Below are 17,248 nucleotides of genomic sequence, written 5' to 3' on the forward strand. Positions count from 1 at the left end.
CCTGCGCAGAACGGCGCTCTCCCTGACCCGCGACCTGCCGCACGGAGACCCCGTGGACGTCGACATCGCGATCCTGGCGGGCTTCCTGCGAGCTGGCCAAGCTGGCCTTCCTGCGCGGGATGGATGCTCACACCCTGGATGTGTCGGTGCTGCCGGCCGAGCGGCGGCGGTTCCTAGCCTCGGTGGGGCGGCGGCTGACGGCTCAGTCGGTACTCCCGAAGCGAGACCAATGAACCCTTCTCGCATCTACAGGTCAGCGCGCTGACCTGTAGATGCGACCCTTAGCGCTAATACCGGCGAGTAGAGTCCCAGGTCCCCAGCGCCGCGCCCAAGCCAGCGGCACCCCCACCAACGACCACCACGTCGTAGCGGCCGTCCAACTCTTCGGTCACCCGTGGATCACCTCCACAGCCACCATCGCACCCTTACCCGAGCCTTGAAAATCGAGTTGCTGAACTGGCAAGCTGGGTTGGTATGGACGACAGGGAGAAAACACTCGGCGCCGTGGGAGTCCGGCTACGCGCACTGCGCCAGGACCGGGACACCACGCTCGCCGAGCTGTCCGCTGCGACCGGTATCTCGGTGAGCACCCTGTCCCGCTTGGAATCGGGCAGTCGCCGTCCGACCCTGGAGCAGCTGCTCCAGCTGGCCAAGGCACATAACGTCACACTCGACGAGCTTGTCGGCGCCCCACCCACTGGCGACCCACGCCTGCACCTGCGGCCGATCAGCTGCCACGGCGGGATGACAGTCCTGCCGCTCACGCGGCGCCCAGGTGGCATCCAGGCATACAAGTTCGTACTCTTGGCCGCAGCCCGCCCGAAAGAACCGTCCCCGCAGACTCACGAAGGCTACGAATGGTTGTACGTCCTCAACGGACGCCTGCGGTTGGTGCTCGGTGAGCACGATCTCGTACTGACTCCCGGCGAAGTGGCCGAGTTCGACACGCACACTCCCCACTGGTTCGGCGCCGCCGGCACGGAGTCTGTCGAGTTCCTCAGCCTGTTCGGCAAACAGGGCGAACGTGCGCATATCCGGGCTCGCCCCGGGAAATCTGATCGTTCATAGCCTCGGCGGGAGCCGTGTACTTACGTACTACCGTTCGTTGTTCGGTCACATGGACGCCGACCTGACACCGGCTTGCCAGGTGAGAAAGCCGCCGTCGAGGTTGGCCGTGTCCCGACCGTACGCGCTCAGCAGACGGGTGGCTGTGTGGCCGCGCTGTCCGACGCGGCAGTACACGATCAACCGCCCTGGTGGCAGGTCGGCTAGGTTCTGACGCAACTGGTCCAGGGGCGCGCTGATCGCACCGGGGATCGCACCGGCGGCGAACTCGTCCGGTGCCCGAACGTCGAGGACCGTCGCACCGCCGGCCCGCGCCGCATCCAACTCGTGCCACTGCACGGTGGTCGTGGCCACAGAGGCGAGGTTTTCCGCGACATACCCCAACATGTTCACCGGATCCTTGGCCGAACCGTACTGCGGCGCGTAGGCCAGGTCGAGCCCGAGCAGATCCGATGCGCTCAGTCCTCCGGCCATGGCGGTGGCGAGCACGTCGATGCGTCTGGCCGCGCCCTCGGTTCCCACTGCCTGCGCACCAAGGATCCCGTCCGTGTCCCCGTCGATGAGCAGCTTCAGCGACAGCGGCGCTGCCCCTGGGTAATAGGCGGCGTGTGCCGACGGGTGGATGTGGACGACCCGATGCGCGCGTCCGACGGTTCGTAACTGTTTCTCATTCCAGCCGGTGACCGCGGCGGTGAGCCCAAGCACGCCGACCACGGCGGTACGACGACCGTCGGTGTCGCGCGCTGGGCGGCGCGTGATTGAATCCGCCGCCAGCCGGCCCTGCCGGTTGGCGGGGCCGGCCAGCGGGATGAGCACAGGCTTCCCCGATACCGCGTCGATCTTCTCGGCGACATCACCGACCGCGTAGACGCGTGGATCGGAGGTGCGCAACGAGGCGTCTACCAGGACTCCACCACCTGGGCCGATCGCCAGGTCGGCGGCCCTGGCCAGGCCGCTTCGCGGACGTACCCCGGCGGCCAGGACGACCAAGTCGGCGGGCAGGGCGGACCCGTCGCCGAGCACTACGGTGTCCGGACCAACCTGGGCCACCCGCGTACCCAGCCGCACCGCGACACCGTGAGCATGTAGATGTGCCGCCACCGGCTGCGCCATCTCCGGATCCAGCGGGGACAGCACCTGTCCTGCCTGCTCGACCAACGCAACCGACAGGCCCCTGGCGTGGAGATTCTCGGCCATCTCCAGCCCGATAAACCCAGCGCCGATCACCACGGCGGTACGGGCATGCTCGGCTGCCTGGACAATGGTGTCGGCGTCGACGACGTCCCGCAGTACATGCGCGCGTTCCACGCCAGGCACGGGCGGCACCACCGCTTCCGCACCCATGCTGAGGACGAGGTGATCCCAGTGCTGTGCGTAGTCCACACCGGACCGATGATCCCGCACCGTGACCGTGCGAGCTGTTCGGTCGATCGCCAGTACCTCCTGGCCCACTCGCACGTCGAGCGCGAACCTCTCCCTCAGCCCGTCCGGACTCTGCAGCAGCAGCGCCGACCGTTCACCGATCACGCCGCCGATGTAGTAGGGCAGCCCACAGTTGGCGAACGAAACGTACTCACCTTTCTCGAACACGACGATCTCGGCCTTCTCGTCAAGTCTGCGCAGGCGGGTGGCCGCTGACATTCCACCAGCCACGCCACCCACGATCACCACCTTCATCCGGCGTCAGCCAGCGGCCGGGATGAAGTTGGCGTACTCCTCGATCCGGTCGATGAGTCCGTCCTTGAAGCGGAAGTACATCGCCGCCTGCACTTCGCCGACGGGCCCGTCGGCGTTGGTGATACGCAGGACGTGCTGCTGGAGTACCTCGTCCGCTTCGGTGAACTGGCGGATAATGTCGTACCGCAGCGACGCCTCCGCCGCAGGACCGTCCTTGAGCATCGCGAGGTTCTCGTCGATGGTCTGCTGTCCCTTGCCGTCGTTGTGCCAGACGATCGCGGTGTCCGTGCACAGCGCACGCATCCCGGCGTAGTCACCTGCTTCCAGCCGTCGCAGGTAGCGGATAGCGGTGTCTTTGATATCGGTGCTCATAGCCTTCCGCGTTCCTTTCGATTCGCCGTAAACAGGTGCGCGCTCACCCACCGGTACGGGCACGGGCACGTGGTTGCCCTCCGGCGCCAGCGGGCACGGAAAAGCGCGGGAGAAGACGTGCAGGGGAAGCACGGCCTGGTTGAAATCGACCCGGACGGTGTCGCCCTCCACGGGCGGTAACACCACCCATCTGCCGATGTCCGGTGTCTCGGCTCCACTGGTGGAGTCGGTGAACACCACCAGCAGGTTGCCGGGGAACGTTTCGATCACCGTCAGAGAGCGCTGTTGCCCCGCCAGGTCGAACACCAGATCGGCGGGTGCCGGGAGAATGTGCTTGGTGGGCGGATCGGTCAGTCGCTCGATCTCCACTTCCCGCCCCGGCGTCCTCCGGTACTCCGCATCGACCACATACGCCGGATCCACCGGGAACACCGCGATCTCCCGCAACCGCGCCAGCGAGGGGACGGCGGGGTTCCATACGGTCAGCCCGTAGATTTTCTCGGCCCCGGAGATAGCCACAGTGCGCTCACCCGACAACCGCAGACTGCTGCCCCCGGTCAGTGTGACTGTGCCATTCACCGGACGGCCGTCCAGCGACACCCCGTCCGCACCAGCCGCGGTGAACTTCAGCCCGTCCGAGCCGCTCGCGTCCCACCGTCCGGGCACGCCCTCGACCGTCTGAGCCGATCCGGTGATCGTCGCGAGCTGGACCACCCCGGCCTTCCCGAGAGGTCCGGCGATCTCGTCCCAGCGGCCACGCCGCCACGCCTCATAGTCCACTTCCACACGTTCTTCGAACATGATTCGACACTAACCGCCCACCTCGGCCGATCGTCAAACTAATTTGCCAATCTGGCAAAACAGCCTCGTCGCCAGCGGCCGCCGGGTCAGTGAGTATTCAGCCGTTGCCGACGGCGAGTATTGCTCCGCAGGCGACCACGTGCTCAGCCGCCGCGTGGATCAGCTCGTTCACCGGCGTCGCCGAAGCAAGCGCGCTGCTGCAGTCGAGCGCCAGTCGGTTACCAGGTCGTACATCACCCGCACCAGCGGGCCGCAAGAGTTGAGGGGCACTTCCCCAGTCCGGGGCGTTCGCGGGGTCTCCACCCGTGTTCCATCTAGGGTAAGCAACAGTTCTTGAGTTGAGGGTGCTGGATCCTCCTCACCTTGCACGCTCGCGGACTGCGAACTGCGTCTTCTTCTGTTTGCCGGATCGACCACCACGCCCTGAAGTAGCTTCACTCTCCGTGAAGCCTCTGTCACAGGAGTGATGAGACGGCAACGTTGGTGAAGTCAGGAGGTGTGGGTTGGCGCTGGGAGTCGTACGAGATCTACGCGAGCACCGAGCCCCTGGCAGCGAAGAAGATCTTGCCGCCTTCGAGGCCGATGTCCTGACCGGGTTCGTGCTGGCTCGCGCGTCGGCCGGGCTGACCGACGCCACCCTCCGCAACGACGCCAATCACCTGGAGCTGATCCGGGACTGGTTCGGCCGGCCGCTGTGGGAGATGCAGCCCGAAGACGGCGACGTCTACTTCGGCAAGGTGCTGCGAGAGGCCAAGCCCTCCACCCGCACCGGGCGAGCGGCCGCGCTGACGGTGTTCTTCCGGTTTCTGGAGCTCAGGCACAAGGTTGAGCTGCACAACCTCACCGGCCGGGTCGTCGAGTGTCCGCTCGATGAGGTCAACCGTCCACGGTTGTCCGTGGATCCGCAGCTGCGCGTCCCGCCAACAGTCGAGGAGATCGAGCAACTATTCGCCGGGTGGCGCGAAGAGCTACTGAGCTGCCGCAAGTTCGCCCCGGCGGCCCGTAACTACGCCGTGGCCCGACTGGTCGCCGATGTCGGGTTACGGATCAACGAGGCCCGGATGCTGGACCTGGACGACGTGCGCTGGGAGCTGGGCCGGTTCGGCAAGCTGAACGTCCGCCACGGAAAGGGCTCTCGCCGCAAAGGACCCAAGCCACGACTGGTGCCCTGATCAACGGCGCCGACCGCTCGACCGGCGAGCGATCCAGGCCCCAGTGCTCGCGGAGCTTCGCCAGCTGTTCATCGGTGATGTTCACGTCGGCGCCGATGTACGCCTGGATCGGGTCGATCGGTGAGTTGTAGACGGGGGTGAAGGCGAGCACCGACACCCCGATCAGCAGGGTCGCCAGGCGCAGAACGCGCAGCAGAATCAATCTCGGCATGACAAGAACCGCCCCGACCGTCTTGTGGGCGTTCACTTCTCCCAGCGCCACTGGGCAAGAGTGTTGAACAGCGCCCACTCGTGTCCGTGACCCTGGATCAGCTGGTCACCGAGGTGCAGCCCGTCGCGGACGAGGTAGAGGTGGTCGATCCGGACGAGCCAGATGATCGGCGCGTCGCCGTGCTCCCCGGCGAAGCCGGTCTCGCCGTCCCACTGCGCCTGCTTCCAATGCTTGTTCGCCTCGGCCTGCGTGGTGGCGGACAACGCACGGTCGAGGTGACGGTCGACCGCCGGGTTGGAATACTGCGGCATGTTGTTGTAGCCGGTGTCGATGACCTTCGACGAGTACATCGAGTACAGCTGGTGCGCATGGTGGCGCCCGCCGCCCCAGGTCACGGCATTGGCCTTGCCGTCGATGTAGATGCCGTCCCAGGTGCTGCCCTTGGTCGTGATCTCGATGCCGAGCGCACGCGCCTGATCCGCCACCACCAGCGCAAGGTCGCTGCGGAGTTTGTCGTCCGACGGGTACATCAGAGTGAACCCGGCCTTCCGCCCGCCCTTCTCCACGATTCCGTCACCGTCAGAGTCACCCCAGCCGGGTTGAGAAGGGTGGCCTTGCCCGCACCGAGGAATCCCGAAAGGACGGTCACCGGCAGCTTGTTCATGCGGTGGGGCGGGAGGTGTAGGGCAGCAGGGCCATCTCGCGGGCGGTCTTGATGGCCTGGGCGATTCGGCGCTGCTGCTGGACGGTGACGCCGGTGACGCGGCGGCTGCGAATCTTGCCCCGGTCGGAGATGAACGTGCGTAGCAGGGCGGTGTCCTTGTAGTCGATACGGTCGACGTTCCGCAGCGGGTTGGGCTTCTTGCGGGGGACACGGCGGGGCTTCATGAGATCTCCTCGAGGTTGAGGGCGGGGGCGAACGGGTCGTCGTGGCCGGGATGTTCGCCCTCGGCCAGCAGGCACGAGTCGAGCAGGGCGTGCAGGCGTTCGACATCGAGGTCAGGGCCCGTGAAGACCAGATGCTGGACACGGTCGCCGTGCTCGGAGTCCCAGTCGAGGTCGGCGGCCAGGCGTCGGGCGGGAGAGACGAGGTCCCAGGCCGCTTCGGGCAGTGCGGCCAGCCAGGGGCCGGCATCCTCGACCGAGATGATGCCGGCGACGGCGCTCCAGCCCAGGAGCCGGCTGGGCCGGGTGGCGAGCCAGAAGCGGCCGCGTGAGCGCACGGACTCCGTCACCAGCTCGTCCACCGCGTCGAAGAGGCGGGCGGGATGCAGGGGGCGGCGGCTGTGCCAGACGGTGGTGATGATCTCTTCGGTACGGGCGTCGGTGGGGAGCTGAGCGGTGGCGGGGTCCACGCGTTCGGCCAGCTCAGCCACGCACAAAGCCGGACCGGTGATCGGTGGCAGGTCATGGACGGAGTGAATCGGAGTGACCGGGGTCAGGTGGGTGAGCACCCGCCGGGAGAGGTCGTGGTCGTCCTCGTCGCCGCCGTGCAGCACCAGCCCGGTGGCGTACTCGACCTGCCGCGCCAGGACATCGGCCAGGTAGCGCTGGTCGCCGGTGGCCGCCAGTTTGCCGACCTCTCGGAGAAGCTCGCCGCGGGTGATGTCGTCGGGCAGGGCCTCGGCATCCAGGGCGGTGAGCACGCTGGTGAGCCGCATCGTCTCGCGGGCTTCGTCACAGTCGATGGCCTCGGCCACCGAGCGAGGCTCCACGGAGTCCCACAGGTCCACGATCAGCAGCGTGGCCGTGGCCGCCAGCCGTACGAGCTGTGGGAGCAGGTCCTCGCGCACCGTGCACGTGATGCAGCCGTGGGCGAGGTGCACCTCGGCGGTGTCCAGCACGCCGGTGGCGTCGCGGACGCCGCGCAGGACGCGGTCCCGGGTGACCTCGCGCAAGTCGTGGTGGATGGCGACGGATCCGGGATGCCGGACGAGCAGTTGCCGGACGGCGGCGGTGCGGGCCGTGCCATGCAGGCCCGCGACGAGGACGACGGGGGTGGGCATCGAATCTCCCAACGTGGCAGAATGAAAATCATTATCGTTATCATGGCACACGACCACACGTGGAAAGGAACGAACCGCTTTGGCCAGAAATGAGGTGCGCCCCGTGATCAAACTCAAGTCCACGGCCGGCACCGGTTACACGTACGTCACGAGGAAGAACCGCCGCAACACCCCTGACCGGCTCACCCTCCGCAAGTACGACCCCACCATCCGCCAGCACGTGCTCTTCCGGGAGGACCGATGAAGAAGGGCATCCACCCCGGCTACCACCCGGTCGTCTTCCGCGACTCCGGCTCCGACTTCGCCTTCCTCACCCGGTCCACGATCAGGAGCGACAAGACGATCACGTGGACCGACGGCAACACGTACCCGGTGGTGGACGTTGACGTGTCCTCGGCGAGCCACCCCTTCTACACCGGCCGCAGCCGCGTCCTGGACACCGCGGGCCGCGTCGAGCGGTTCAACCAGCGCTACGGAAGGACCTGATGTCCGCGCACTGCCAGCTCACCGGCGTCAAGCCGGTCTTCGGCAACAACGTCTCCCACTCCCACCGCCGCACCCCCCGACGGTGGAACCCCAACATCCAGAGCCGCCGCCACTGGCTCCCCGGCGAGGGCCGCTTCGTGCGGCTCACCCTCAGCGCCCGGGGGATCAAGACCGTCGACAAGATCGGCATCGAGCAGGCCATCGCCCGGATCCGGGCACGAGGGGAGAAGGTCTGATGGCGAAGAAGAGCAAGATCGCCGCCAACGAGCGCCGCAAGGCCGTGGTGCTGCGCTACGCCGCACGGCGGGCCGAGCTGAAGGAGCTCATCCGCACCGGCACGCCGCAGCAGCGGGAGCAGGCCGTACGCGAGCTGAGCCGCCAGCCGCGCGACGCCAGCCCCACTCGCGTGCGCAACCGCGACGCGGTCGACGGACGGCCGCGCGGGCACCTGACCAAGTTCGGGCTCTCCCGGGTGCGCTTCCGTGAGATGGCGCATCGGGGCGAGCTGCCCGGCATCACGAAAGCGAGCTGGTAGCCATGGCCGTACCCAAGCGCAAGACCTCCCGCAGCAACACCCGCCACCGCCGCAGCCAGTGGAAGGCCACCGCCCCCGACCTGGTGCCGATCACCGTGAACGGGCGCGAGCTGCTCGTGCCCCGCCGCCTCGTCCGCGCCTACCAGCGGGGCCTGATCACGGTCGAATGAGGTGACCCGGTCATCGGGGACCGAACCGTGCATGGGACAAGCCGGGCGCGGCTGCACGGACGGCCCCCGGTGGCCGTTTCCTCCTCTGCTGTGACCCGTAGCCCGCTAGCGTTTCTCGCACGCCGCGCAGACGCCGTACACCTCTTCAGCCCGGAAACCGTCCACGATGTCCTCCTCCTGCCGTTCGGCCACCAGACCGCAGACGCGGCAGACGAGATGGTGGTGCCTGGCCGGGCCGCACAGCCGGTAAACAGACTCACCCGCGTGCGTGAAGACGTGAATGAGCCCGACCTCGGCCATCGAGGAGAGGGTGCGGTAGACGGTGGTGAGACCGACGTTCTCGCCGCTGTCCTGCAGCACGGTGTGGATGCGCTGGGCCGAGATGGGCAGCGGGTGGGCTGCCAGGACGTCGAGCACGCGCAGCCGCTGCGTCGTCGCCCGAATGCCGGCCGCTTTCAATATCGCTGTCCACCGCGCCATGGTCACCATGCCCCAGGAAGTGACGGTCACTGGGCCGATCCTCTGGCGATCGGCCACATGCTGAGGTCGGCCGCGCCGGCGGGCTCGGCCGCTGGCCCGCCCTAAGGACGACAGGGGTGGGCACAGGACCTCCCAGCGTCAACAATGAAAATCGCGACCCAGTACTGCGACCGTGTCGTCGTGCTCGCCGCCGGTCGCATCGTCGCCGACGGGCCGCCGGCCCGAGTGTTCAGCCCTGAGCTGATCCGCACCATCTTCGGCGTGGACGTCCGCGTCCTCGGCGACACCGACGATCCCGTCTTCGCCTTCCGCCGCCTCGATGCAGGTGAAGGCCACATCGATGGGCCCTCCACCCAAACAGAAAGCAGCGTCCGCACATGACCCGCGTCTCACGCATCCCGGTACGATCCGCCGCCATCGCGAACGCCGCCCTGGCCTTGCTTCTCGCCGGCTGCGGTTCCTCTGTGACGCAGGCCTCCGAAGGATCCGGCGCGGCCGCCGCGGTGACGCTGGAGAACTGCGGCCGGAAGGTCGTCGTCGACGGTGTTCCAGAAGCAGCCGTCGGCATGCATCCGGCGTAGACCGAGCTGCTGCTGCGTCTGGGGCTGGCCGACCGCATCGCCGGTCAGGCTCAGGCCACGGCGCAGGCACTGCCGGACGACGTGGCGCCGCTGGCCGAAGACATTCCGGTGATCGGCGGGGTCACCCCGCCCAGCCGTGAGGACCTGCTGGCCGTCGAACCGGACTTCGTCTACTCGCCCACCACCTACGAGTTCACGGCAGAGCGGGGCTTTGCGAGCATCGAGCAGCTCGACCAGGCCGGAGCCTCCGTCTACGTCGCCAACGGCGGATGCCAAGACCGGCGCATGACCGGTGAGGTCACGGACCTGTTCACCGATTTGAAGAACATCGGCGAGGTCTTCGGCGTTGAAGACGCCGCCACCAAGCTCATCGCGCAGAGCCGAGCCGACCTCGACGAGGTCGCCAAGGCGCTTGCTGACGTGGACAAGCTGCGCGTCGCGCAGGTGTATGTCGACGGCACCACGCTGCAGGCCATCGGCGCCGGCGTCGAATACAACATCCTCCGCCTGGCCGGGGCCGACAACGTCTACACTCCCGATCAGCCGGCGTTCGCGAAGTTCTTCGCCGCGACGATCACCCCCGAGTCCCTCGCGGCCGAGCAGCCCGACGCGCTGGTGTTCTCGGTGTACGACAAGAAGCACGAGGCCGCGACCCGCAAGTACCTCACCACTACCTTCCCGGACATGCCGGCGGTGCGCGCTGGTCGGCTGATCGCGGTCTCCAGCGCCGATGTGTTCCCCGGAACGCTGGGCAACATCTCGATCGTGCGACAGATCGCGAAGCAGCTCTACCCCGATGCGTTCTGACCGGTGATCGATCCATCGACGCCTCCTGCAGGTGGCGGGGGAACGCGCCAGGCGCGTCTCGCGCGTGTTCGCGCCGCCGAGGACGCCCACCTGGCGCGTGACCGGCGGCGAACCTTCCGCCTTCGTACGGGAACGTCCGAGCCCGGCCACGAACATGGGGAAGACAGCAGGGTGGCATGGCTGCTCGCGGCACCGGTCGCCGCGATCCTCATGATCGCGGCGACCCCCTCGGCTCGTACGGCGCCCAGTGTGCCCACGCCGGTGAACCCGGTCGGGAGGCCCTGAGCACGCCCCTTATGGCTGTTCGGCCGCGTTCAAGCATCCCGGCGTCCTGATCAGCCGCGCTCAGCTCGACCTCGCAAGAGCTAACCGCGGCAACGAACCGTGGAAACATGACCTGATCTGGGCAGGCAGCGGCGAACCTCAGCCTGTGATCGTGGGAGGAGGCTGTGGGCGCGGGGTGGTCAGGCGGCGGGCTGCTGGTCGGGCTGGTCAAGGGTGATCCTCTTGCCGGTGAGACGTTCGAGGTGACGTACTAGGTCACGTTCCCGGCGCTGTCTGTTGATATTTGTTTCGTAGAAGTCAGGTCCGAGATCTTGCTGGCGGGTCTCACGCATCCTCGGCCGCTGCCTGCACTTCGACGAGGAGACGTTCGGCGACTGGTACACCACGGTCCTGGCCGCCCACCGCGCTCTCCTGGCCGCCCCCGAACAGCCCGTGGAACACGGGCCCCCTGCACTGACGGGCTTCGCTAGCCCCGGGTCGCGCTGCCCGCGCCGCTCACACACATGTTGGACTTGGTGGAGAATAGGCCGTAGTGCTTGCCCCAGTAGATCCGGCCCGTCGCCATGATGCAGCCGCGCGAGATGTTCAGCCGGGCGGTGTCGGTGCGGCCGGTGTACCAGCCGCGCCTGGCCGTCGACTGCAGTTGGCCGTCACAGGAGCCGTAGCCCTGGCCGGGCCGGGCACACTGCTTCAGCATGATCGTCATGTGCTTCCTGGTCCCCCAGGTGGCGTTCGTGGAGTTGAGGTACGCGCAGGCGGTCGAGGTGCGGGAGTCGTAGAACACGTGGATGTACGCCGCCTTCAGCATCTCCCGCGTGTAGACCGCCTCGCGCATCACCAGCTTTCCGGAGCAGGTAGGCAACTGGGCGGTCGACTGGGCGGACGCGGCGGCGGGCAGACCGGCCAGCGCGGCGGCGGCGACGAGCCCGACGATCAGCGATCGCATGATGTCTCCTCAAGGCTTCGGCTCGCACTGCTGTGCGAGCATGGGTGGTTCGCAAGACGCAGGTTGGCCCGGGACCGGTGGCGGGGCCAGAGGGTGCATGGCGTGCAATCGTGCGCGGCCTTGCACCCCTGGCTTCACCTGCGGTTTCACGGTCCGGTGAACAATTGCGGGAAGGGAGTGCGCGCCGGATGGGGGCGTTCGAGGAGCTCGTGGACCGGCTCGCCGCGGAGCTGGACGAGGCGGCGGAGGGCATTAGGGAGGCGCTGCGCTCGCAGGGACGCCCGCAGAAGTACCTCGCGAACCGGGTCGCCGACGCCAGCCCTTCGCTCATCTCCCGCTGGCTGTCGGGAGCCCGCCAACTCGCCGACCGCAACCGCCTGCCCGGCGAGGAGGCGATGCGGCAGATCGCCGCCGCGCTGGAGCTGCCCCCAGAGCGGGCCCGGACGCTGATCGCGCTCGGCGGCGGCATCGACGAGCTGCGCAAGCGGCTGGAGGGCGAGGAACGCGGCTGGCGAGCCAGGGCCGCCGAGCACCGCGGCCGCGAGGCCGCTCTCCAGCCCGCCCCGGCCCCCCGCAGGTCGGTGCCGCCCCTGACCGCCGCCGTCGCCACCGCGACGGTGGCGGTGATCTCTTTCCTGGGCGGGGCGCTCGCGGGCCGGAGCTGGGGCACGGAACCGGCGCCGTCCGTCGCCGCCACCGTGACGGCCGGGCAGAGCGGCGGGGACCGCTGCAGCACGTGGGCCGACGCGGGCGAAGGCGTGCAACTGGAGGCGTGCGTCCGGATCCGCGAGGGCCGCATGCTGATCAGGAGCCGGCTGCGCGGCCCGGTCGGCACCCGGGCGGACATGGTGGTGCAGGCGTACGACACGTTTCTGGAGAAACCGGTCACCAAGGAGCTGAAGTGTCACCGGATGTACGTCACGTCAGAGGGCCAGATCCAGACGTGCGGCTGGCACGAGATCAGGCCGCCGTACGGGCCGGAGTACGCGGCGCGGGCCGGGTGGCGTAAGCCCAGCGACGGCCCGTTCGGCGGGCACGTGCTGAGCTCGGGCCTGCGCTGGTGAGGGCGGCGGGGCCCGTCCCTTGACGCACCGGGTTGGTATGCCCAAACCTGGGGAGGTTTCTTCTCCGAATCAGGGGAGCGCCGGTGGGCGAGAGCACGATCCGCGACCGCGGCGGGGTGGCGCGCTGGCTCGCCGCCCTGGCGCTCCTGCTAGTGGCCGCCTGCGGGTCCGGCGACGCCGGTGAGCCGCCGGTGAACGCCGACGACGTGATGTTCGTACAGATGATGGTGCAGCATCACCGGCATATGTCAGAGGTAGCACGGCCCACCCTCTCCGACGCGCTCACCGAGCTTCGTGTGGACGGCGTACCTGAGCCTGACCCGGTACGACGGGCTCGCGCCGGCGGAGTGGATCGGCCCGGCCAACTTCGTCAAGCTGCTCGACGACCCCGCCCTGCTCACCTCGGTGCGCAACACGCTGATCTGGGTGATCGGCACGATGATGCTGCCGGTCGGGCTGGGCCTGCTCGTCGCCGTGCTCTAAGAGTTCAGCCGTGCTCTGCCTCGTTCCGTACATGCTGCCACACATGCATGCAGACGGCGCGGATCTCGTTCGCGTCGCGGAAGCAAGCGGGGTAGAGCAGGTTTTCCGGAGCGTCGCCGTTGGGCACGCTGAGGTCAGGTATGGCCAGAGAGGGCACCTCGACGACTATCCGCCACTCGTTGGGACCGCACTGGGCCAGGACGGTGCCAGGCAGGGTTCAAATATCGCCACCCCGACGCTGTTTGACCAGGTAGAGGGCTTGATCCGCTTAGCGGGTCGGGCCCTTTTCCGTTCTGGAGGTCGACAGGAGCCAATCGGGGAGCCAACTCACTCGGACTCAACCCGTCGGCTTGTCGCCGAAGATTGTGTTCATGGTGTGGGCGCCCTTGGTGATCACCGGCTTGAACTGGTGCCGGTAGACCGCTTCTGTGACGCTGGTGCCCGACGAGATCGGCGATGGTCTCGATGGGGTACGCCCTGGTCACTCATGATGGAGACGAATGAGTGACGTGGTTCGCGGGGTGTCCAGTCGGTTCCGATCCCCGCGTTCTTGGTGATGTGCCGGAACGCTCGCCGTACGTTCGCAAGCGTTGAGCGGAGTGCCGACGTTCGTACAGAACACCAGGTTGTGGGGCCGTCAGGTTGGGCACGGCGAACTCGTGGGTTGGGGCGCCGAAAGGCCACCTCCCGGCGGGAAGTGGCCTTCGTGGGAGGAGCGGCGGTCAGGCTCGGGCGGTCACCAGCGTCACCGCGGTCTCCGAGTGGACGCCGGTCTCATCCGTGCAGTGCGCCAGATTCGCGCGTACGGCGGCCGTGAGGTCGGCGCGACGCGAACCGATGTACGGGCTGACCGCGGAGAAGTCGAACAGGCAGCAGATCGCGTCAGGCTCCCCGGGGAGGGTGGCCGGCAGCGTCCATTCGCGGAGTTCGATGTCGTCGAAACCGGCCTCCTTCGCCAGCGTGGCGACCTCGATCCCGGGCAGGGACCACGGTTCCTCGAAGAGCTCCGCCTTGTCGGGGCCGAGGACGGTGACGACGGCGTCGTGCAGGGCGCGGAAGAGCGGGTTGCGGTGCAGCGGCTGCCACGTGGCGATGGCGATCCGCGCGCCGGGGCGGGCGGCCCGCCGCATCTCGGCCAGCGCCGCGCCGCGATCGGGAACGAACTGCAGGACCTGCTGCATGGTGATCAGGTCGAACGCTTGGTCGGAGACGTGCAGCGGAGTAGCACCGCATTCAACGTACTGGATGGGGGCGCCGTCGAGGGCAGGCAGTTCAGCGGCGAGGGCGAGCATGGCGGGGTTGAGGTCGGTGCCGACCACGGCGCCAGTGGGGCCGACCGCCTTGGCCAGCACCCGGGCGACGGTGCCGGGGCCGGTGCCGACGTCGAGCGCCTTAGTGCCGGGGGCCGGCGCCAGCGCCTCGACCATGTACTCCGCCCACGGCTGGAAGATCGACGGAAGCAGGATGTCCTGGTACGGCCGTACCAGGCTGACATCGAAGGAGGTGTCCGCGGTCACGGCGGCCCGGGACCTCGTGGCCGTTTCGAGGGTCTCAGCGAGGATGTCGACCTCGTCGGGGGAGTTGTACAGGTAGAACGAGGCCCGGATCGCGGCGGGGACGCCGAATCGGCTGCACGCGAGCTGCGCGCAGTGGTTGCCGGACCGGACGGCGATGCCCGCCTCGTCCAGACTCGCGCGCATGCGCTGGAGCGGGATGCCGTCCACCACGAACGACAGGAGCGGCAGCCGGTTCGCGGTGTCGGTCGGGCCGATGAAGCGGATGCCGGAAACGTCGCCGAGCCGGCCCAGGGCGTACTCGATCAGGGCCTGGTCATGGGCGGCGATCGCGTCCATGCCGATGTTGCTCAGGAAGTCGCAGGCGGCGCCGAGGCCGACGGCCTGCGCGACCGGGGGTGTACCGGCCTCGAACTTGAGCGGGGGCGCGGCGAAGTGCATGGCGTCCACCGCGACATGCTCGATCATCTCGCCGCCGCCGAGGAAGGGCGGGAGCTGTTCCAGGAGTTCGTACCTGCCCCACAAGGCGCCGATTCCGGTTGGGCCGCACATCTTGTGGCCGGAGAACGTGACGAAGTCGGCTCCCAGCGCGGTGACGTCGATGCCGAGGTGCGGGACCGACTGGGCCGCGTCGACGACCATCAGGGCGCCGACCTCGTGCGCACGGGCGGCGATCGTGGCGACCGGGTTCACCGTGCCCAGGATGTTGGACGCGTGCACGACCGTGACGACCTTGGTCCGCTCGTTGATCTTCTCGCTCAGGTCGGAGAGGTCCAGGCGGCCGTCGTCGGTGATGCCGAGATATCTGACCTTCGCACCCACCCGCTCGGCCAGCAGCCGCCAGGGGATCAGGTTGGAGTGGTGCTCCATCTCGGTCAGGACGATCTCGTCGCCGGGACCGACGCGGAGCCGTCCGTCCGCCCAGATGAACGAGTTGGCCAGCAGGTTGACGGCCTCGGTCGCGTTCTTGGTGAACACGATCTCCTCGGCTCGCGGTGCGCGCACGAACGCGGCGATCTTGCTTCGCGCCCCTTCGTACAGATCGGTCGCCTGTACGGCCAGCCGGTACACGCCACGGTGCACATTCGCATTGGTGCGGATGTAGTAGTGGTTCAACGCGTCCAGGACAACGGCGGGTTTCTGCGTGGTGGCGGCGCTGTCGAGGTACACGGGTGGGCGGGAACCGTCAGGGGCGGGTTCGAAGAACGGGAATTCCTTCCGAATCGACTCGACGTCGATCGCCATCGTGGTCTCCTCCTGCCGAATGGTGTAGCGGCAGTGTCGGCGGAGCCCGACCGGCTAGATCCAACTGGAGTTGCGTCATGGCGAAACCTCCAGCGTAACCCACATTTCAGGAGGATAGAGCGGCAAGGAGTTGCCGTCATTTCCGGCCACCGAGGGCCTCGAATTCCTCACTTAATGTGGCGGCATGGTCGGCGATTTCTTGGTTGACGGCGCGCGGATCATGGCCAGGCGCCGTTCGCGCGGCCTTACCCGGAGAATTCTGGCCGACCTGGTCGGCTGCAGCGAGGAATGGCTCCGCCTGGTCGAGAACGGGGTGAAACCCCTGGATCGGCTGTCGACCGTCATGCGGATCGCCGAAGTGCTCCGCGTCGAGGATCTCTCCGAGTTCGTCGGCGGCCGGACGAAACTCCCGCCCGCCTTCGACCACGGCGAATCCGACGCGGTCGGGAACGCGCTGCTGCTGCCCGGCCGGTTCACCGGCGAGGCGACCGAGAGCGTGCTGCGGGTGCAGCACCACGTCATGACGGCGTGGGAGATCTGGCAGCGTTCGCCCCACCGCTACACCGAGACGCGGCGCCGCCTGCCGCCGCTGCTGTCGATGGCCGACCTGTCGGCCAGGGTCGCCACCGGCGCGGACCGGGAAGCCGGTACGGCCGGCCTCACCCAGGTGTACCGGCTGTTCGCGGCGCTGTTGCGAAGCTGCGGCCAGCACGCGCTGGCCCTGGTCGCCGCCGATCGCGCGGTGGCCTCCTCGGCGGGTTCGGCGATCACGAAGGCTGAGGTGGCGGGCGTGCTCGTCTCGCTCGGCCGGTACGCCGACGCGCGCTGGCTGTGCCTGGCGGTGATCGACGAGCGGCCCGAGTCGCTGGAGGTCACCGGGCTCTGCTATCTGACGGCCGCGCTCGCCGCCGCCGAGGAGAGCGACGTGCTGCGAACCGAGGAGCTGCTGAACCACGCCCGTAGGATCGGCGACCGGCTGGGCCCGGAGTTCGCGATGGAGGTGGACCTGCACCGAGTGGCGGTCGCGGTCCGGATGGGCCGGTGCGCGCAGGCGATCCGCCTCGCGGCGGGCGTCGACGCCGACCGCCTCCCCGACAAGGACCGCCAGGCGCGGCACCTGCTGGCCGTGGCCACCGCGCACGCGATGGACGGCGACTCGAGCGCGGCCATGGCGCTGCTGTGGCGGATCGTCGAGGGCTGCCCGGAGGAGCTGCGATTCAACGCGGACGCCGGACCGGTGCTGGCCCGGCTGCGGGCGATGGACTGCGAGTCGACCCGGGGGGAACTTCGGCAGATGACCCGGATCACCGCTTGATTCATCAACGTCGGGGCATGGTCACCCTCGTAG

The 17,248-nt window shown here is 68.2% G+C and carries 21 protein-coding genes; 13 read left to right on the plus strand and 8 right to left on the minus strand.

Annotated elements, in window-relative coordinates; genetic code table 11:
• The first annotated feature begins 474 nt into the window (after window positions 1-474).
• Window positions 475-1,068 (plus strand): helix-turn-helix domain-containing protein, encoded by a 594-nt coding sequence (locus tag ACIBQX_RS19625; RefSeq protein ID WP_397006318.1) that lies wholly within the window; start codon window positions 475-477, stop codon window positions 1,066-1,068.
• Between the two features lie 45 nt (window positions 1,069-1,113).
• Here the strand turns inward: ACIBQX_RS19625 and ACIBQX_RS19630 are convergent, their stop codons facing one another.
• The gene (locus tag ACIBQX_RS19630) at window positions 1,114-2,742 is read right to left on the minus strand and encodes an FAD-dependent oxidoreductase (RefSeq protein WP_397006320.1); all 1,629 of its coding nucleotides are present in this window, start codon (window positions 2,740-2,742) and stop codon (window positions 1,114-1,116) included.
• A gap of 6 nt (window positions 2,743-2,748) precedes the next feature.
• A complete protein-coding gene (locus tag ACIBQX_RS19635; protein ID WP_397006322.1) occupies window positions 2,749-3,915 on the minus strand; it encodes a DUF1684 domain-containing protein in 1,167 nt (388 codons plus the stop codon).
• Window positions 3,916-4,418: 503 nt separating this feature from the next.
• On the opposite strand from ACIBQX_RS19635, the gene ACIBQX_RS19640 reads away from it, so the two are divergent.
• The gene (locus ACIBQX_RS19640) at window positions 4,419-5,087 is read left to right on the plus strand and encodes a hypothetical protein (protein WP_397006324.1); all 669 of its coding nucleotides are present in this window, start codon (window positions 4,419-4,421) and stop codon (window positions 5,085-5,087) included.
• 243 nt (window positions 5,088-5,330) lie between these two features.
• On the opposite strand, the gene ACIBQX_RS19645 is transcribed toward ACIBQX_RS19640, so the two are convergent.
• From ACIBQX_RS19645 to ACIBQX_RS19655, 3 genes are all read right to left on the minus strand, one after another.
• Window positions 5,331-5,864 (minus strand): hypothetical protein, encoded by a 534-nt coding sequence (locus ACIBQX_RS19645; RefSeq protein WP_397006326.1) that lies wholly within the window; start codon window positions 5,862-5,864, stop codon window positions 5,331-5,333.
• A gap of 94 nt (window positions 5,865-5,958) precedes the next feature.
• Window positions 5,959-6,186, minus strand: a complete 228-nt coding sequence (rpsR, locus tag ACIBQX_RS19650; protein ID WP_397006328.1) for a 30S ribosomal protein S18 — start codon at window positions 6,184-6,186, stop codon at window positions 5,959-5,961.
• Window positions 6,183-7,304: a CobW family GTP-binding protein gene (locus ACIBQX_RS19655; RefSeq protein ID WP_397006330.1), complete on the minus strand. Its 1,122-nt coding sequence runs from the start codon at window positions 7,302-7,304 to the stop codon at window positions 6,183-6,185. Before ACIBQX_RS19655 ends, rpsR begins: the two co-directional genes overlap by 4 nt.
• A gap of 79 nt (window positions 7,305-7,383) precedes the next feature.
• On the opposite strand from ACIBQX_RS19655, the gene rpmG reads away from it, so the two are divergent.
• Genes rpmG through rpmF form a run of 5 tightly spaced genes read left to right on the plus strand, consistent with a single transcriptional unit; the run spans window position 7,384 to window position 8,495 of the window.
• A complete protein-coding gene (rpmG, locus tag ACIBQX_RS19660; RefSeq protein ID WP_397006332.1) occupies window positions 7,384-7,548 on the plus strand; it encodes a 50S ribosomal protein L33 in 165 nt (54 codons plus the stop codon).
• The gene (locus ACIBQX_RS19665; RefSeq protein WP_397006334.1) at window positions 7,545-7,790 is read left to right on the plus strand and encodes a type B 50S ribosomal protein L31; all 246 of its coding nucleotides are present in this window, start codon (window positions 7,545-7,547) and stop codon (window positions 7,788-7,790) included. Before rpmG ends, ACIBQX_RS19665 begins: the two co-directional genes overlap by 4 nt.
• Window positions 7,790-8,026: a 50S ribosomal protein L28 gene (gene rpmB / locus ACIBQX_RS19670; RefSeq protein WP_397006336.1), complete on the plus strand. Its 237-nt coding sequence runs from the start codon at window positions 7,790-7,792 to the stop codon at window positions 8,024-8,026. The genes ACIBQX_RS19665 and rpmB overlap by 1 nt, the downstream gene beginning before the upstream one ends.
• On the plus strand, window positions 8,026-8,325 hold the full coding sequence (gene rpsN / locus ACIBQX_RS19675) for a 30S ribosomal protein S14 (RefSeq protein WP_397006338.1): 300 nt from the start codon (window positions 8,026-8,028) through the stop codon (window positions 8,323-8,325). Before rpmB ends, rpsN begins: the two co-directional genes overlap by 1 nt.
• Before the next feature lie 2 nt (window positions 8,326-8,327).
• Window positions 8,328-8,495, plus strand: a complete 168-nt coding sequence (gene rpmF, locus ACIBQX_RS19680) for a 50S ribosomal protein L32 (protein ID WP_397006340.1) — start codon at window positions 8,328-8,330, stop codon at window positions 8,493-8,495.
• Between the two features lie 105 nt (window positions 8,496-8,600).
• Here the strand turns inward: rpmF and ACIBQX_RS19685 are convergent, their stop codons facing one another.
• Entirely contained in the window at window positions 8,601-9,005 is a 405-nt protein-coding gene (locus ACIBQX_RS19685) for a Fur family transcriptional regulator (RefSeq protein ID WP_397006342.1), read from the minus strand.
• A 114-nt stretch (window positions 9,006-9,119) separates the two neighbouring features.
• Here ACIBQX_RS19685 and ACIBQX_RS19690 point away from each other — a divergent pair, with 114 nt between their 5' ends.
• Genes ACIBQX_RS19690 through ACIBQX_RS19700 form a run of 3 tightly spaced genes read left to right on the plus strand, consistent with a single transcriptional unit; the run spans window position 9,120 to window position 10,363 of the window.
• Window positions 9,120-9,356 carry a hypothetical protein gene (locus ACIBQX_RS19690; RefSeq protein WP_397006344.1) on the plus strand — a complete coding sequence of 79 codons (237 nt, stop codon included), beginning with the start codon at window positions 9,120-9,122 and terminating at the stop codon, window positions 9,354-9,356.
• Complete coding sequence (locus tag ACIBQX_RS19695) at window positions 9,353-9,556, plus strand: hypothetical protein (protein ID WP_397006345.1); 204 nt, start codon at window positions 9,353-9,355, stop codon at window positions 9,554-9,556. The genes ACIBQX_RS19690 and ACIBQX_RS19695 overlap by 4 nt, the downstream gene beginning before the upstream one ends.
• 12 nt (window positions 9,557-9,568) lie before the next feature.
• A complete protein-coding gene (locus ACIBQX_RS19700; RefSeq protein WP_397006812.1) occupies window positions 9,569-10,363 on the plus strand; it encodes an ABC transporter substrate-binding protein in 795 nt (264 codons plus the stop codon).
• Between the two features lie 751 nt (window positions 10,364-11,114).
• On the opposite strand, the gene ACIBQX_RS19705 is transcribed toward ACIBQX_RS19700, so the two are convergent.
• Window positions 11,115-11,594: a hypothetical protein gene (locus ACIBQX_RS19705; protein ID WP_397006347.1), complete on the minus strand. Its 480-nt coding sequence runs from the start codon at window positions 11,592-11,594 to the stop codon at window positions 11,115-11,117.
• 188 nt (window positions 11,595-11,782) lie between these two features.
• Between ACIBQX_RS19705 and ACIBQX_RS19710 the strand changes: the two genes are divergently transcribed.
• Both ACIBQX_RS19710 and ACIBQX_RS19715 read left to right on the plus strand, forming a co-directional pair.
• Complete coding sequence (locus ACIBQX_RS19710) at window positions 11,783-12,658, plus strand: helix-turn-helix domain-containing protein (protein WP_397006349.1); 876 nt, start codon at window positions 11,783-11,785, stop codon at window positions 12,656-12,658.
• 294 nt (window positions 12,659-12,952) lie between these two features.
• Window positions 12,953-13,141, plus strand: a complete 189-nt coding sequence (locus ACIBQX_RS19715) for a hypothetical protein (RefSeq protein WP_397006351.1) — start codon at window positions 12,953-12,955, stop codon at window positions 13,139-13,141.
• A gap of 722 nt (window positions 13,142-13,863) precedes the next feature.
• Here ACIBQX_RS19715 and ACIBQX_RS19720 read toward each other — a convergent pair.
• Entirely contained in the window at window positions 13,864-15,900 is a 2,037-nt protein-coding gene (locus tag ACIBQX_RS19720; RefSeq protein WP_397006353.1) for a SufS family cysteine desulfurase, read from the minus strand.
• A 184-nt stretch (window positions 15,901-16,084) separates the two neighbouring features.
• Here ACIBQX_RS19720 and ACIBQX_RS19725 point away from each other — a divergent pair, with 184 nt between their 5' ends.
• On the plus strand, window positions 16,085-17,215 hold the full coding sequence (locus ACIBQX_RS19725) for a helix-turn-helix domain-containing protein (RefSeq protein ID WP_397006355.1): 1,131 nt from the start codon (window positions 16,085-16,087) through the stop codon (window positions 17,213-17,215).
• The last annotated feature ends 33 nt before the right edge of the window (window positions 17,216-17,248 follow it).

The organism is Nonomuraea sp. NPDC049714, from assembly GCF_044465295.1.
GTDB lineage: Bacteria > Actinomycetota > Actinomycetes > Streptosporangiales > Streptosporangiaceae > Nonomuraea.

Coding starts and splice junctions, on each gene's coding strand:
- ACIBQX_RS19625 (WP_397006318.1), top strand. CDS start 475: ATGGACGACAGGGAGAAAACACTCGGCGCCGTGGGAGTCCGGCTACGC.
- ACIBQX_RS19630 (WP_397006320.1), bottom strand. CDS start 2,742: ATGAAGGTGGTGATCGTGGGTGGCGTGGCTGGTGGAATGTCAGCGGCC.
- ACIBQX_RS19635 (WP_397006322.1), bottom strand. CDS start 3,915: ATGTTCGAAGAACGTGTGGAAGTGGACTATGAGGCGTGGCGGCGTGGC.
- rpsR (WP_397006328.1), bottom strand. CDS start 6,186: ATGAAGCCCCGCCGTGTCCCCCGCAAGAAGCCCAACCCGCTGCGGAAC.
- ACIBQX_RS19655 (WP_397006330.1), bottom strand. CDS start 7,304: ATGCCCACCCCCGTCGTCCTCGTCGCGGGCCTGCATGGCACGGCCCGC.
- ACIBQX_RS19665 (WP_397006334.1), top strand. CDS start 7,545: ATGAAGAAGGGCATCCACCCCGGCTACCACCCGGTCGTCTTCCGCGAC.
- rpmB (WP_397006336.1), top strand. CDS start 7,790: ATGTCCGCGCACTGCCAGCTCACCGGCGTCAAGCCGGTCTTCGGCAAC.
- rpsN (WP_397006338.1), top strand. CDS start 8,026: ATGGCGAAGAAGAGCAAGATCGCCGCCAACGAGCGCCGCAAGGCCGTG.
- rpmF (WP_397006340.1), top strand. CDS start 8,328: ATGGCCGTACCCAAGCGCAAGACCTCCCGCAGCAACACCCGCCACCGC.
- ACIBQX_RS19690 (WP_397006344.1), top strand. CDS start 9,120: ATGAAAATCGCGACCCAGTACTGCGACCGTGTCGTCGTGCTCGCCGCC.
- ACIBQX_RS19695 (WP_397006345.1), top strand. CDS start 9,353: ATGACCCGCGTCTCACGCATCCCGGTACGATCCGCCGCCATCGCGAAC.
- ACIBQX_RS19705 (WP_397006347.1), bottom strand. CDS start 11,594: ATGCGATCGCTGATCGTCGGGCTCGTCGCCGCCGCCGCGCTGGCCGGT.
- ACIBQX_RS19710 (WP_397006349.1), top strand. CDS start 11,783: ATGGGGGCGTTCGAGGAGCTCGTGGACCGGCTCGCCGCGGAGCTGGAC.
- ACIBQX_RS19720 (WP_397006353.1), bottom strand. CDS start 15,900: ATGGCGATCGACGTCGAGTCGATTCGGAAGGAATTCCCGTTCTTCGAA.
- ACIBQX_RS19725 (WP_397006355.1), top strand. CDS start 16,085: ATGGTCGGCGATTTCTTGGTTGACGGCGCGCGGATCATGGCCAGGCGC.